Raw genomic sequence first — 13658 nt, 5'->3', positions numbered from 1 at the left:
TTTATGTTAATTGATAGTCTTTTTATAACCCGAATATTTAGTGTGTTCGGGTTATTTATTATTACTGCAATCGCTGAGATTTTGGGTTGTTACTTTCCTTATCTTATTTTAAAAGAAGGGAAGTCTGCGTGGCTATGGTTACCTGCAGCTCTGAGTTTGGCCGTGTTTGTCTGGTTGCTGACATTGCATCCGGCAGCTTCTGGACGGATTTATGCAGCCTATGGCGGTATTTATATTTTTACTGCACTTATGTGGCTTCGTTTTGTAGATCAGGTCGCTTTAACCAGATGGGATATCTTGGGTGGCGTAATCGTGCTTTGCGGAGCAGGTTTAATTATTTTACAGCCTCAAGGATTAATCCGTTAATTCTGAAAGTGTTCAATTAAATTTTAAGTGAAAAAATAAGCAATTTTTTCGCAAAAAATACTTGTCAAAGTCATCAACAATGCGTATTTTAGATTTAAGGAACATTTTTTAATATTTGAGATAAAGATGTTAAATCAATCTGTGAATTCTAACGCTTACTTTTATTTCTGGCAATTTAGATAGTTGCCTGAGCGTATTCGGGCACGAGAGTTGCCCATCACAGTTAATACCTGATCGGCAACCCCGATCAGGTTTTTTTATGCTTTATCTTTTTCAAATCGAGGACTTCAAAATGAACAACATGACTTATTCATACTTTAGCAACTTTTATTGGTTTTACTTTTGCCTACCTTTGCCAACGAATAGATCCAAAACGCTCAAATAAATGATCGGACTGATTAGGTTTCAGTCCAAAGGAAAAGACCAATGAATGCCTTAAATAATTTACTAACTCAAAGCAATACAAAAGAAACACCAGTTAGTTTACCTGTTCAGTTAAAAGCTAAATATCCGCTTGTGCAGACCTTCGCACGACAAATTGCAGAACACCGTCAAATTATTCAAAATATTCTTGCTGGCAAAGATCAGCGCTTAATGGTTATTACAGGACCATGTTCAATTCATGACCCAGTTGCTGTACTTGAATACGCAGATAGATTGCAAAAATTACAAGAAAAAGTAAAAGATCAAATCTTCATTGTGATGCGTGCTTATATTGAAAAGCCGCGTACAACAGTAGGTTGGAAAGGGTTTATGTATGACCCAAATCTTGATGGTTCATCTAATCTACAATTAGGTTTAGAAAAATCGCGTGAGCTATATTTACAAATTATTGAAAAAGGCTTGCCGATTGCGAGCGAAATTTTAAGCCCAATGGCAACAGGCTATTTTGATGATTTATTGGCTTGGGGTGCAATTGGAGCTCGTACTAGTGAGTCTCAGATTCACCGTGAAATCTCAAGTCATATGCCATACAGTATTGGCTTCAAGAATGGTACGGATGGCTCAATTCAAATTGCTTTAGATGCTATCCAGTCTGCACAAAATGAGCATCAATTTTTAGGTATGAATCAGCAAGGTTTGCCTTCAGTGATTCAGAGTTCTGGAAATCCATTGCCACACTTGATTTTGCGTGGAGCCAATCATGGTCCTAATTATGATTTGGCTTCAATTCAGGCAATTAGAGAAAAGCACAAGCAAAACCTACCTGCCTTAGTTATTGACTGTAGTCATGGCAACAGTGGTAAAGATCCTTTACGTCAGCCAGAAGTTTTGCAGCAAATCGTTGCTGAACGTCTAAAAACTCAGGTAAAGGGTGTCATGATTGAAAGCCATTTAGTTGATGGTAACCAGAAGATTTCATGTGAAATGACTTATGGTCAGTCGGTAACGGACGGTTGTTTAGGGTGGGATAAAACTGAACAGCTTTTGTTAAATGTTGCTAAACAATTAAAAGCAAGTGAATTAGCTCATTCGGCTTAATGATGTAAACATTTAAAAAGGGATCTGTTTTAGCAGATCCTTTTTTTAAGAAGCATGTTTAAGTTCGGATAAAAAAGTAGTGATTTCATGCCCGAATTTTTTTGGCTCGGTTAATAATGGCGTGTGGCCTGAACGCTCAAAATAAATTGTTTTTGCATGTTCGACACTATGTGCAATCAGGGTTTGCCCCGTTTCTGGATAGAGTGTCGAATTGCGGCCAATAAAGAAAGTTGTTGGGCACTGTAATTGCTGAAGTGCTTCACGATAATCTTCATTGTGGAAAAGATAATTTTCGACATACCAAAATAAGTAGTCTAAACGTTGAATCGGAAGAAGATATTTTTGTAAAAATGGTTGTTTTAACGCAGTTTTAAAAACAAAAGGACTAAATGGATTGCTACTTTGCAATTCAATAAAATCTACCCATAAACGCACCAACTTTTGACGGTCCGGAAGTGATAATTCATACAGATATTTAGCATTTTTGTGAGTTGATAATAACTGATAAATATCGTTGAGTAATTGTTTAAATTGGGCATGTAATGGTCCAAATAACCCATATTGCCATGTAGCGTCTACTGAAATTTTAGGGGTTTGATCGATATGTAAATAGGCCTTTAACTGCTGAGCGAGATGAGCATGTTTCATGCCATGCATTGCAGTGGTGGCTCCCATTGAGTAGCCCATTAAAATAAATTTATCTAATTTTAATTGCTCAATTAAGTGAGCAACATCTTGCCAGTGGCTTGATATAGCATCTTGCTCGGGAATTGCACAATTTTTTGAACCGCCAAAGCCCCGCCAGTCGGGAATAATAAACTCGTATTCTTTACGATTTGCATAGATAAAAGGTAGCCATTGCCAACTTTGCATACCTAAACCGGATAAAACTAATACTGGTTCACCACGACCAACACGGCGTACAAATAAACTTTCCTGATCGGGCATGGTGTAATAAGGCATGATTATTCTCCAGATACATTATCTTGAGCAAAGAGTTTTAATTGCGGGATGACTTGTTCCAACCATTTGATCCACTCAGTTTCCATAGTAATGCCGAGTTCTAAGATCATTTTATGAATATATAACACTCGATTATTCAAATCATCGCTATCTTTAAAATCTTTATCGTAAATAGTTTGGTAAAGCTTAAGCTTTTCTTGGTGTAGACCAAGATGTCGTAACAGTTCGGGTAATATTTGATTATTGCCCAATTGCGCCTCAGCGCGCAATCTTACCATTAAGTCATCTCTAAGCTGTGCGGGTTCGCTTTGCTGTGTCATCCATGAAGCGAGTTCAATACGGCCAAGTTGTTCGACTTGATAAGTTTTTTTTCGGCCACTATCCATCTCATTTTCTAAAGTGGAAACCCAGCCTTTTTTAAGCATGTTATTGAGTTCACGATAAATTTGCTGATGTGTGGCATTCCAGAAAAAGCCCATAGATCGGTCAAAACGGCGGGCGAGTTCAAAGCCCGTGCTTGGCCGTTCTAGTAAACTGGTCAATAAAACATGAGGAAGTGACATGGCAATCCGTTTGTAAGCAAAAGTAAAGTGTGACTCATTAGATTATGCAACATGTTGCATAAAAGTCAAAATTTGATTATAAATTTGTGCAACAAGTTGCATTAAGCAAGCAGATTAGCAAGCCAAGGAGTTGTTATGTCGTTATATCCACATTTATTAAAACCATTAGATTTAGGTTTTACGACATTAAAAAATCGCGTATTGATGGGGTCTATGCATGTTGGTCTAGAAGAAGCGCCTGGTGGTTATGAGCGTATGGCAGCTTTTTATGCAGAACGTGCTAAAGGTGATGTTGGGCTCATTGTTACTGGCGGTATTGCACCCAATCAGGCAGGTTTAACCTTTGCTCATGCTTCTAAGTTAGATAGCACAGAAGAAGCCGAAAAACATAAAATCATTACCGAAGCTGTACATGCTGCTGGCGGGAAGATTGCATTACAAATATTACATACGGGCCGATATTCTTATCAGCCAGAGATTGTTGCGCCTTCGGCAATTCAGGCACCTATTAATCCCATTAAGCCTAAAGCAATGACTTCTGCTGAGGTCCAGCAAACGATTGATGATTTTGCAAACTGTGCGAAGCTTGCTCAATACGCTGGATATGACGGCGTTGAGATTATGGGTTCAGAAGGTTATTTAATTAACGAGTTTATTGCAGCCAGAACAAACCATCGTGATGATGAATGGGGTGGTAGCTATGAAAACCGTATTCGTTTTCCTGTTGAGATTGTAAAACGTACACGTGAAATAGTAGGTGAAAACTTTATTATTATTTACCGTTTATCAATGCTTGATTTAGTTGAAGGTGGTTCTACTTTAGAAGAAGTTATTCAACTTGCTAAAGCGATTGAAAAAGCTGGGGCTACGATCATTAATACGGGTATTGGCTGGCATGAAGCTCGTATTCCAACAATTGCCACCAAAGTACCAAGAGCTGCATTTACTTGGGTCACTGAAAAATTAAAAGGCGAAGTTTCAGTTCCATTAATTACCTCAAACCGTATTAATACACCTGAAATGGCTGAGCATGTATTAGCATCGGGTCATGCAGATATGGTTTCAATGGCACGTCCAATGCTTGCAGACCCCGAGTTTGTTTTAAAAGCCAGTGAAGGCCGTAGCGATGAAATTAATACGTGCATTGGTTGTAACCAAGCTTGTCTCGACCACATTTTCTCTATGAAAATCGCAACATGTTTAGTTAATCCTCGAGCATGTTATGAAACAGAACTAATCTTTAAAGAAGCACAAAATCAGAAAAATATTGCTGTCATAGGTGCAGGACCAGCAGGTTTAAGTTTTGCTGTATATGCGGCAGATCGTGGACACCAAGTTAAAATCTTTGAAGCAAGTCATCAAATTGGTGGTCAGTTTAATATCGCTAAAACTGTGCCAGGTAAAGAAGAGTTCTACGAAACATTGCGTTATTTCAATCGTCAAATTGAATTACGCCCGAACATTGAACTTGTATTAAACCATCCAGCAACTTATGAAGAGCTAAGCCAATCAGATTTTGATGAAATCGTAGTAGCAACTGGTGTAACACCTCGTCAATTACAATTTGAAGGTATTGATCATCCAAAAGTGTTGAGCTACTTACAGGTGCTTAAAGAGCGTGTAGCAGTAGGTCAGCGTGTTGCCATTATTGGTGCGGGTGGTATTGGTTTTGATACGGCTGAGTACCTAACCCATGAAGGTGAAAGTGGTAGTTTAAATCCAGAAAAATTTTATGAAGAGTGGGGTATTGATACTCACTATGAACATGTCGGAGGTTTAAAGCAGCCAAAAGTTGAAGCTTCTGAACGAGAAATCTATTTGTTGCAGCGTAAAGCTTCCTCAGTAGGCGCGGGGCTGGGTAAAACGACTGGTTGGATTCATCGTACCGGGCTTAAGAACAGAAACGTTAAAATGTTAGCAGGTGTGCAATACGACAAAGTAGATGATCAAGGGCTTCATATTACTGTTGATGGCAAACCAACAGTACTTGAGGTTGATAATGTTGTGATTTGCGCGGGCCAAGAATCATTTACTGCGATGTATGACCAATTAAAAGAAGATGGTAAAAATGTTCATTTGATTGGTGGTGCTAAAGAAGCAGGTGAGTTGGATGCTAAACGTGCTATTCGTCAAGGTGCTGAACTAGCAGCGGTACTTTAATGACTTAAATGAGCATTGTCTTGGGTAAGAGAATGCTCATTACTAAAACCTATTTGAAGGAAAAATAAAAAATGACACTCGAAATAACTAAACAGTCATTAGAAAAATGGCATTACATGATTCAGTCAAATGACTTATCGAACTTAAATGATTTGCTGGCAGATGAAGTCGTTTTCCGTTCACCGGTCGCTTATAAACCTTATGAGGGAAGACAAGTTGTTTTCTTTATTCTCACCAATGTAGTTCAGGTATTTCAGAATTTTACCTATCATCGAGAATTTTACACGGAAGATGGTGAAAATGTTGTGCTGGAGTTTAGTGCGGATGTAGGAGATAAATCATTAAAAGGTATTGATATGATTCGTTTTAATGAGCAGGGTAAAATTGTTGATTTTGAAGTAATGATTCGTCCAATGAGCGGTTTAGCTGCATTAGCTGAGCAAATGGGCATACGAATAGCTCAATTTAAACCTCAATAATTTTGTTAAATAGCCTAAGAAAGAATATTGAGGTATATAAAAATGTGGTTAAAACTTTCAACGTTGTTTTTATTACCAGTATTATTCATACAAGGTCATAAAGTTCGAAAGAACACACCACGTTTAGCAGAAGCCAAAGGTGAACGAGAAGGTAGAGCTGGTCAAGGTAAATCTTTATCTCTGCTTATTTTGGGGGATTCTGCCGCAGCGGGTGTTGGTGTAGAAAATCAGAAAGATGCCTTGTCTGGTGCTATTATTCAAGAACTGCAAAATGAATTTTCCCTACAGTGGAAACTTCATGCTAAAACTGGTGATACAACTCGACAAGTTTTTAATGCTTTGCAGCATTTAGAAGAGCAGAAGTATGATGTGATTGTGACATCTATTGGTGTAAATGATGTCACAAAGTTGACCTCTGCTAAATCATGGATTAAACAACAGAAGCAATTATTTGAGCATATACAGAAACGTTTTCAGCCAAAGTTGATTATCGTTTCCGGTGTGCCTCCAATGCAACATTTCCCGGCTTTACCGAATCCACTAGCTTGGTTGTTTGGGCAATATGCAGAGCAAATGAATCAAAAATTACAACAATGGTTAGCACCACAAAGCCATTTTAAGTTTCTTGAATATGATATTGAAACTTTTCAAGCCATGAACTTGCCTATGGCAAGTGACGGTTTTCATCCAAGTAAAGAAGTTTACGCAGTTTGGGGACGGCAGGTTGCAGCCATAGTGCGGCAATCATTTAACTCATAGTCATAGGTAGTTATTGGATATGGGCATATCTGTTTTTAATAAAATTAAAGATTTCGGTTCGGAGCTGTTCGATTTAGTGTTGGGCGCTGAGCATCCAAAAGTCTATTATCATCCTCAAGGAAAAATAAAAGATATTTTGGATAAGTTGCCACAACTTAAACAGAAATATCGTCCTACGCCTTGGCTCACAAATAGTCATGTTCACTTACTTTATTTTGATCTTATTAGAAAACAAACAATAAAGTTGGCATATGATCGAATTGATCAACTCACTATGAGTGATGGTGGTATTACCGCAATTGCTTGGTATGGCTATAACTTACCGCCAGATACACCAACAGTTGTAATTATGCATACCATTACAGGTACACCTGAGAGTATGCGTGAATTGGTACGCGATTTAAATCGATACACAGGCTGGCGAATTGCATTATGCCTGCGCCGTGGTCACGCAGGTTTGCCAATGCCTGTGCCGCAAATTTCTCTTTTTGGTTCTACGAGTGATTTAAAGGAACAACTTAACCATATTCAAAGTTTATTTCCGGCATCGGATTTATATGCGGTAGGTTCTTCGGCCGGTACGGGGCTGCTAGTTCGTTATTTGGGTGAACAAGGCGAAGATACACCTTTTAAAGCTGCTTTTGCGATGTGTCCGGGCTATAACACAGAAATTGGTTTTAAAAATGTCCATCCTTTTTACAGTAAAATGATGACTAAGAAGCTCTTCAAGTATTTTATTTATCCGTACCAAAATACATGGAGTCAGATTGCATCTTTAGAGAAAGTTTTATCAGCAACCAATTTAGAAGAATTTGAAAAAGAATACTTCGAGATGGCGGGTTTTGAAGATTATGAAACTTACTGTAAATCTATTAACCCGATTTATGTGTTCGAAAATATTAAAATTCCTTTAATGATTTTGAATGCTGAAGATGACCCTGTATGTTCTATTAAAAATTTAGAGCCATATAAAGAGCCAATTCAGCAGATGAGCAATGTTGCTGTGGTGACAACGAAAAAAGGAAGTCATTGTGCATTTTATGAAGGATGGCGCAGTACATCGTGGGCAGCACGTCTCATGGCTGATTATTTTTTAATTGAACATAATAAATAGATAGTCTTTGCATATAAATAAAGCCCAGATCTCGGGCTTTATTTTTTATACTTTAAGATAAGAGGGGTGATCTATCACTTATTCCAAGTTTTACTTTTGTAGCGGCAACTAAAGCTTTTTCATCTGTCTGGTTGGGGTGAAAATCAAAACGGTAGTATTCAAGAAATTTAGGAATCAACACTTTATATTGTTTGCTCGCAAAGTTAAAAAAGTTGCGCCAAGTTCTGAAATTGGTCAGTTGCTTATCTCGTTTCATTAGAACAATATGGTAAATAGTTGAAAAGGCTGTAATCAGAACTAAACTGAATGTAAAAACTGCAACACGTGGAATATATGCATCTAATCCGTTGCCATATAGGTGTTGATATAAATCGAATGCAACAGCTTTATGCTCGGTTTCTTCAACACTGTGCCATAACCATAAGTTGCGAATAGTGTTGTCGGTCATAAGCTCATTCACGGATTGCATCATGCTGACTACCAGAACAGCTGTATAGTGTTCTAATCCAACAGTTACCAATAAATTCCATTTTTTACTAAAAACTTTCTCAATAGCTTTAAGAACAATACCTGTAGCTTTCTCTAGTGATTCTGGATTTAAACCATATTGTTGTGCACTGACATGGAAAGCATGATGTTCTTTAGAATGCATTGCTTCTTGACCAATAAATGCGCCTATTTCTCTGTCTAGAATTTCATTCTCTTTAGCTTTAGCTCGTAAAGCACGGACAGATCTAACAAAATATGATTCACCTTCAGGAAATAAAGTTGAAAGACCCGTGAAATAGTGGGTGAGAGAAGGCTCATGATTGCACCAATAGCGCGGAGTATCTTCAAAATTGTAGTCCATGCGGCGGACAGGAAAAGAGGCTGGTGTACGGTTTAAAGCTGTTTTCATTTTCTTGCTCCAATCTTCTTTTAGATTAAGTTCCAAAAAGGAACTTGTTAATAAAAATTATAAGCAGACTAGATTGGAGTCAATAAATTTCGAATGATTGAAAATAGATTGTCCTAAAATGATAGACAGGAGAGCTTTAAAGACAAAAAGTAATAAAATTAAATTTATTTGTATTATGACTATTTATATAAATGCCCAAATTAAAAAAATAATTTGGGCATTCTTGAACAGAAGCTTAGTTCTTAAGTGCTGGTGTTGCAGCAGCAATAGCAGCAGCAACGGCATCATCTTCTGTGTTCGCAGGTTCAGTTGCCTTAGCAGCTGGTTTTGACTGAGCTTTTTCCGGTTTAGGTTCAGCTTTAGGCTCAGGTTTTTTTTCTGGTTTAGGTTCTACTTTTGGTGTCTCAGATTTAGGTTGTTCAGCAACTTGTGTCTGTGAAGATTCATCAGAACGCGCAGGACGAGTTTCACGGCGAATTTCAGTTGTCGTGTTAGCAGTTTCTTCACGATGAACTTCAACTTGTGGTTGCTCTTGAACTTGAGCTTCTTGAGTATCTACACTCTCTAAAGATTCAAATTTTGCAGGCTTCTGTGGTTGAGGTTCTGAAACAGCAGTTTCAACCTTGTCTTGCTCTTCTTCTTTCGGTGTCTCTTTTTTAACGCATGCGGTTAACAATAGTCCAGCCGCAATTGCAGCACAGATTAAAAGTTTTTTATTTGCCATTGCCCTAAACAACATTTAATTGAGGAATTGGCATTATAACAGTAAATAGCGATGAAAAAATCATGTCAGATTGAGCTAATTTTTTATTAAAAATGCTGATAGAATAACCAGTTGTTTATTGTTCTTTGAATTGATGCGGTTTGACTTTGCTTTATAGGGGCAGAGTACAGTAAAATTGCCAAACATTGTAGGCCGATTTCGGCTTGATTGTACGAGAAACTTAATGACCCATTTTATTTTTGTCACTGGTGGTGTGGTTTCATCGCTAGGTAAAGGTATTTCTGCTGCTTCTGTTGCTGCACTTTTGGAAGCTCGTGGCTTAAAAGTCACAATGGTTAAAATGGATCCTTATATTAATGTCGATCCAGGGACAATGAGCCCATTCCAGCATGGTGAAGTTTTTGTTACCGAAGATGGTGCAGAAACAGATCTGGATCTGGGTTATTACGAACGTTTCTTACGTCGCGCGAAAATGACCAAACTAAACAACTTCACTAGTGGTCGTGTATATCAAGACGTTTTAAATAAAGAGCGTCGTGGTGATTACTTAGGTGGTACAGTTCAGGTTATTCCTCATATTACCGACAATATTAAAGAACGTGTACTCCGCGCGGGCGAAGGCTATGATGTTGCTATCGTAGAGATCGGTGGTACCGTAGGTGATATCGAATCTTTACCGTTTATGGAGTCGGTTCGTCAGTTAATGGTTGAGCTGGGCCATAAACGTACCATGCTTATGCATTTAACTTTGTTGCCATATATTAAGTCAGCAGCGGAGTTAAAAACAAAACCAACTCAGCACTCTGTAAAAGAGTTACTTTCAATCGGTATTCAGCCAGATATTCTTATCTGTCGTACTGAGTATGATGTTGATGCTGACACTAAACGTAAGATCGCGTTATTCACGAACGTAGAAGCTCGTGCGGTTGTCGTGTGTAAAGATGCGAAAACGATCTATCAAATTCCACGTGGCTTCTATGAGCAAAATGTAGATGACCTGATTTGTGAACGTTTTGGTTTTACTGATTTACCGGAAGCTGACTTAACTGATTGGGATAATGTTGTAGAAGCATTACTTAACCCAGAATACACAGTACGTGTAGCAATGGTCGGTAAGTATGTTGAATTACCGGATGCTTATAAATCTGTAAACGAAGCATTGTTACATGCTGGTATTAAAAATCGCGTAAAAGTACAAATTGATTATGTCAATGCTGAAGAGCTTGAAAGTCAAGATGTTTCTATTTTGAAAACAGCTGATGCGATTTTAGTTCCTGGTGGTTTTGGTGAGCGTGGTACTGAAGGCAAAATGAAAGCTATTCAATACGCACGTGAAAATAGTATTCCTTTCTTGGGAATCTGTTTGGGTATGCAGTTGGCTGTTATTGAATATGCTCGCCATGTTGCAGGTATGCCAGAAGCTTCTTCTACAGAATTTAACCGTTCTACAAAATATCCATTGATTGGTTTAATTACCGAATGGTTAGATGAGCGCGGTGAATTACAACAGCGTAGCCTTGAGTCTGACTTAGGCGGAACAATGCGTTTAGGTGCACAAAAATCAGAATTGGTTGAAGGCACAAAAACTCGTGAAGTCTACGGAAAAGCTGAGATTACCGAACGTCATCGTCACCGTTATGAAATGAATAATCGTTTCATTGAAGCGATTGAACAAGCGGGCATGAAGATTTCTGGTTATTCTTCAGCGCAACATTTAGTTGAAACTGTAGAAATTCCTGAACATCCTTGGTTTATTGCTGTACAATTCCACCCGGAATTTACAAGTTCACCACGTGATGGGCATCCATTATTTGCTAGTTTTATTAACGCTGCAAAAACACAGCACCAAAAAAGTAAGTAATGCGATTTTAAAATAAACTGGGAAAGTTTAAATGTCACAATTAAAACCACAAGAAGTTGTACGTTTAGGCGATATACAAATGGCAAATCATTTGCCATTTGTATTATTTGGCGGAATGAACGTACTCGAGTCGAAAGATTTAGCTTTTGAAATTGCTGAAACTTATATTGATATTTGTAAACGCCTAGATATTCCTTATGTATTTAAGGCGAGTTTTGATAAAGCAAACCGTTCTAGTTTGCATTCATTCCGTGGTCCTGGACTTGAAAAAGGTATTGAATGGTTAGGCGACATTAAAAAACATTTTAATGTACCAATTATTACCGACGTTCATGAACCATATCAGGCAGCGCCAGTTGCCGAAGTCGCTGATATTATCCAGCTTCCTGCTTTCTTAAGCCGTCAAACTGATCTTGTTGAAGCAATGGCGAAAACCCAAGCTATTATCAACATTAAAAAAGCACAGTTCTTGGCTCCTCATGAAATGCGCCATATTTTGCATAAATGTTTAGAAGCGGGAAATGACAAACTTATTCTTTGTGAGCGTGGCTCAGCATTTGGCTATAACAATTTAGTTGTAGACATGCTTGGCTTTGACATCATGAAAGAAATGAATGTACCTGTATTCTTTGACGTGACTCATGCTTTACAAACTCCAGGTGGTCGTTCAGATTCAGCTGGTGGTCGCCGTGCTCAAATTACAACTTTAGCGCGCGCAGGTATGGCAACAGGTTTAGCGGGATTATTCCTAGAGTCTCATCCAGATCCAGACAAAGCGAAATGTGATGGACCATCTGCATTGCGCTTGTCACAGCTTGAGCCATTCTTGGCACAACTAAAAGAATTGGATACTTTAGTTAAAGGATTCAAAAAGTTAGATACTCATTGATGCAGGAATTTGCATCGCGTTATTCATTCAACTGAGGAATTGTTCATGAGCCAAATCGTTGACATTCGTGCACGTGAAATTTTGGACTCTCGTGGTAACCCAACCATCGAAGCAGACGTCATCTTAGAATCTGGGGTGGTTGGTCGTGCATGTGCACCATCTGGTGCTTCAACTGGTTCTCGTGAAGCTTTAGAACTTCGTGACGGCGACAAATCTCGTTACTTAGGTAAAGGCGTTCGTACTGCTGTTCAGAATGTAAATAGCTCAATTCATGAATTGCTTGTTGGTCAAAGTGTTTTTGAACAAAAAGCGCTTGATGAAAAAATGATTGCTTTTGATGGCACTGAAAACAAATCTAAATTAGGTGCTAATGCAACTTTGGCGGTATCTTTAGCAGCAGCTCACGCAGCAGCAGCTGAACAAAAACTTCCATTGTTCCAATACATTGCTAACTTACGTGGTCAAACTACTTTGACTATGCCTGTACCAATGATGAACATTTTGAACGGTGGTGCTCACGCAGATAACACTGTTGATATTCAAGAATTCATGATTGAGCCAGTTGGTTTCACTTCATTCGCTGAAGCATTACGTGCTGGTGCAGAAGTATTCCATTCTTTGAAATCAGTTCTTAAGAAACAAGGTTTGAACACAGCTGTAGGTGATGAAGGTGGTTTTGCGCCTAACCTTCGTTCAAATGAAGAAGCGATTACAGTAATTCTTCAAGCAATTGAGCAAACTGGTTATAAAGCTGGTTCAGATATTATGCTTGCACTTGACTGTGCATCTTCAGAATTCTACAAGAATGGTCAATATATTCTTGAAGGTGAAGGCAACAAGTCTTTTACAAGCAATCAATTTGCTGATTACTTAGCTGGTCTTGTTAAGCAGTATCCAATTATCTCTATTGAAGATGGTTTGGATGAGTCTGACTGGGAAGGCTGGAGTTACTTAACTTCAATTCTTGGTGATAAAATCCAATTGGTTGGTGACGATTTATTTGTAACTAATCCTAAGATTTTACAACGTGGTATTGATGAAAAAGTTGGTAACTCAATTTTGATCAAATATAACCAGATTGGTACATTGACTGAAACTTTAGATGCAATCTACCTTGCTAAAGCAAATGGTTACACTACTGTTATTTCTCACCGTTCTGGTGAAACAGAAGATTCAACTATTGCTGATTTAGCAGTAGGTACAGCAGCAGGTCAAATTAAGACTGGTTCACTTTGCCGTTCTGACCGTGTTTCTAAATATAACCAATTGCTTCGTATTGAAGAGTTAACTAAAGCGGTTTACCGCGGTAAAGCTGAATTCAAAGGTTTAAACTAATCTTTTGAATAAAGCTTTATATATTTAAATATTGATGAAAAATTAATATCTAAATATAAGTGCTA

At 38.2% G+C, this 13658-nt stretch carries 13 protein-coding genes; 9 read left to right on the top strand and 4 right to left on the bottom strand.

The window, feature by feature from the left end:
- Positions 1 to 3: 3 nt before the first annotated feature.
- The gene (locus tag MKL62_RS03855) at positions 4 to 366 is read left to right on the top strand and encodes a YnfA family protein (protein ID WP_005128523.1); all 363 of its coding nucleotides are present in this window, start codon (positions 4 to 6) and stop codon (positions 364 to 366) included.
- A 426-nt stretch (positions 367 to 792) separates the two neighbouring features.
- Positions 793 to 1848: a 3-deoxy-7-phosphoheptulonate synthase gene (locus MKL62_RS03850; protein ID WP_005128524.1), complete on the top strand. Its 1056-nt coding sequence runs from the start codon at positions 793 to 795 to the stop codon at positions 1846 to 1848.
- Between the two features lie 45 nt (positions 1849 to 1893).
- On the opposite strand, the gene MKL62_RS03845 is transcribed toward MKL62_RS03850, so the two are convergent.
- On the bottom strand, positions 1894 to 2811 hold the full coding sequence (locus MKL62_RS03845) for an alpha/beta fold hydrolase (RefSeq protein WP_001147225.1): 918 nt from the start codon (positions 2809 to 2811) through the stop codon (positions 1894 to 1896).
- A gap of 2 nt (positions 2812 to 2813) precedes the next feature.
- On the bottom strand, positions 2814 to 3374 hold the full coding sequence (locus MKL62_RS03840) for a PadR family transcriptional regulator (RefSeq protein ID WP_000056571.1): 561 nt from the start codon (positions 3372 to 3374) through the stop codon (positions 2814 to 2816).
- Positions 3375 to 3509: 135 nt separating this feature from the next.
- On the opposite strand from MKL62_RS03840, the gene MKL62_RS03835 reads away from it, so the two are divergent.
- From MKL62_RS03835 to MKL62_RS03820, 4 genes are all read left to right on the top strand, one after another.
- The gene (locus MKL62_RS03835; RefSeq protein WP_005128525.1) at positions 3510 to 5534 is read left to right on the top strand and encodes an NADPH-dependent 2,4-dienoyl-CoA reductase; all 2025 of its coding nucleotides are present in this window, start codon (positions 3510 to 3512) and stop codon (positions 5532 to 5534) included.
- A 71-nt stretch (positions 5535 to 5605) separates the two neighbouring features.
- Positions 5606 to 6013 (top strand): nuclear transport factor 2 family protein, encoded by a 408-nt coding sequence (locus MKL62_RS03830; protein WP_002046912.1) that lies wholly within the window; start codon positions 5606 to 5608, stop codon positions 6011 to 6013.
- A 42-nt stretch (positions 6014 to 6055) separates the two neighbouring features.
- Positions 6056 to 6772: an SGNH/GDSL hydrolase family protein gene (locus tag MKL62_RS03825; protein WP_002157720.1), complete on the top strand. Its 717-nt coding sequence runs from the start codon at positions 6056 to 6058 to the stop codon at positions 6770 to 6772.
- 19 nt (positions 6773 to 6791) lie between these two features.
- Positions 6792 to 7886, top strand: coding sequence for a YheT family hydrolase (locus MKL62_RS03820; RefSeq protein WP_000513051.1), 1095 nt, complete (start codon positions 6792 to 6794; stop codon positions 7884 to 7886).
- A 52-nt stretch (positions 7887 to 7938) separates the two neighbouring features.
- On the opposite strand, the gene MKL62_RS03815 is transcribed toward MKL62_RS03820, so the two are convergent.
- Entirely contained in the window at positions 7939 to 8784 is an 846-nt protein-coding gene (locus MKL62_RS03815; protein ID WP_000844946.1) for a metal-dependent hydrolase, read from the bottom strand.
- A 235-nt stretch (positions 8785 to 9019) separates the two neighbouring features.
- Positions 9020 to 9508, bottom strand: a complete 489-nt coding sequence (locus MKL62_RS03810; RefSeq protein WP_001284535.1) for a hypothetical protein — start codon at positions 9506 to 9508, stop codon at positions 9020 to 9022.
- Between the two features lie 223 nt (positions 9509 to 9731).
- On the opposite strand from MKL62_RS03810, the gene MKL62_RS03805 reads away from it, so the two are divergent.
- From MKL62_RS03805 to eno, 3 genes are read left to right on the top strand one after another with little or no spacing between them, the layout of a single operon-like run.
- Positions 9732 to 11369, top strand: coding sequence for a CTP synthase (locus MKL62_RS03805; protein ID WP_005128527.1), 1638 nt, complete (start codon positions 9732 to 9734; stop codon positions 11367 to 11369).
- 31 nt (positions 11370 to 11400) lie between these two features.
- Positions 11401 to 12258, top strand: coding sequence for a 3-deoxy-8-phosphooctulonate synthase (gene kdsA / locus MKL62_RS03800; RefSeq protein ID WP_000080538.1), 858 nt, complete (start codon positions 11401 to 11403; stop codon positions 12256 to 12258).
- A gap of 45 nt (positions 12259 to 12303) precedes the next feature.
- A complete protein-coding gene (eno, locus tag MKL62_RS03795) occupies positions 12304 to 13593 on the top strand; it encodes a phosphopyruvate hydratase (protein ID WP_000078452.1) in 1290 nt (429 codons plus the stop codon).
- Positions 13594 to 13658: the final 65 nt, after the last annotated feature.

The sequence above is a fragment of the Acinetobacter sp. AOR01_HL genome, assembly GCF_027855455.1.
In the GTDB taxonomy this organism is placed as follows: Bacteria; Pseudomonadota; Gammaproteobacteria; order Pseudomonadales; family Moraxellaceae; genus Acinetobacter; species Acinetobacter baumannii.
This window is presented reverse-complemented; position numbering and strand designations above follow the sequence as displayed.

Bases quoted from the DNA above. Each gene is read 5' to 3' on its own strand.
- MKL62_RS03855 (WP_005128523.1), top strand. From the start codon at position 4: ATGTTAATTGATAGTCTTTTTATAACCCGAATATTTAGTGTGTTCGGG.
- MKL62_RS03850 (WP_005128524.1), top strand. From the start codon at position 793: ATGAATGCCTTAAATAATTTACTAACTCAAAGCAATACAAAAGAAACA.
- MKL62_RS03845 (WP_001147225.1), bottom strand. From the start codon at position 2,811: ATGCCTTATTACACCATGCCCGATCAGGAAAGTTTATTTGTACGCCGT.
- MKL62_RS03840 (WP_000056571.1), bottom strand. From the start codon at position 3,374: ATGTCACTTCCTCATGTTTTATTGACCAGTTTACTAGAACGGCCAAGC.
- MKL62_RS03835 (WP_005128525.1), top strand. From the start codon at position 3,510: ATGTCGTTATATCCACATTTATTAAAACCATTAGATTTAGGTTTTACG.
- MKL62_RS03830 (WP_002046912.1), top strand. From the start codon at position 5,606: ATGACACTCGAAATAACTAAACAGTCATTAGAAAAATGGCATTACATG.
- MKL62_RS03825 (WP_002157720.1), top strand. From the start codon at position 6,056: ATGTGGTTAAAACTTTCAACGTTGTTTTTATTACCAGTATTATTCATA.
- MKL62_RS03820 (WP_000513051.1), top strand. From the start codon at position 6,792: ATGGGCATATCTGTTTTTAATAAAATTAAAGATTTCGGTTCGGAGCTG.
- MKL62_RS03815 (WP_000844946.1), bottom strand. From the start codon at position 8,784: ATGAAAACAGCTTTAAACCGTACACCAGCCTCTTTTCCTGTCCGCCGC.
- MKL62_RS03810 (WP_001284535.1), bottom strand. From the start codon at position 9,508: ATGGCAAATAAAAAACTTTTAATCTGTGCTGCAATTGCGGCTGGACTA.
- MKL62_RS03805 (WP_005128527.1), top strand. From the start codon at position 9,732: ATGACCCATTTTATTTTTGTCACTGGTGGTGTGGTTTCATCGCTAGGT.
- kdsA (WP_000080538.1), top strand. From the start codon at position 11,401: ATGTCACAATTAAAACCACAAGAAGTTGTACGTTTAGGCGATATACAA.
- eno (WP_000078452.1), top strand. From the start codon at position 12,304: ATGAGCCAAATCGTTGACATTCGTGCACGTGAAATTTTGGACTCTCGT.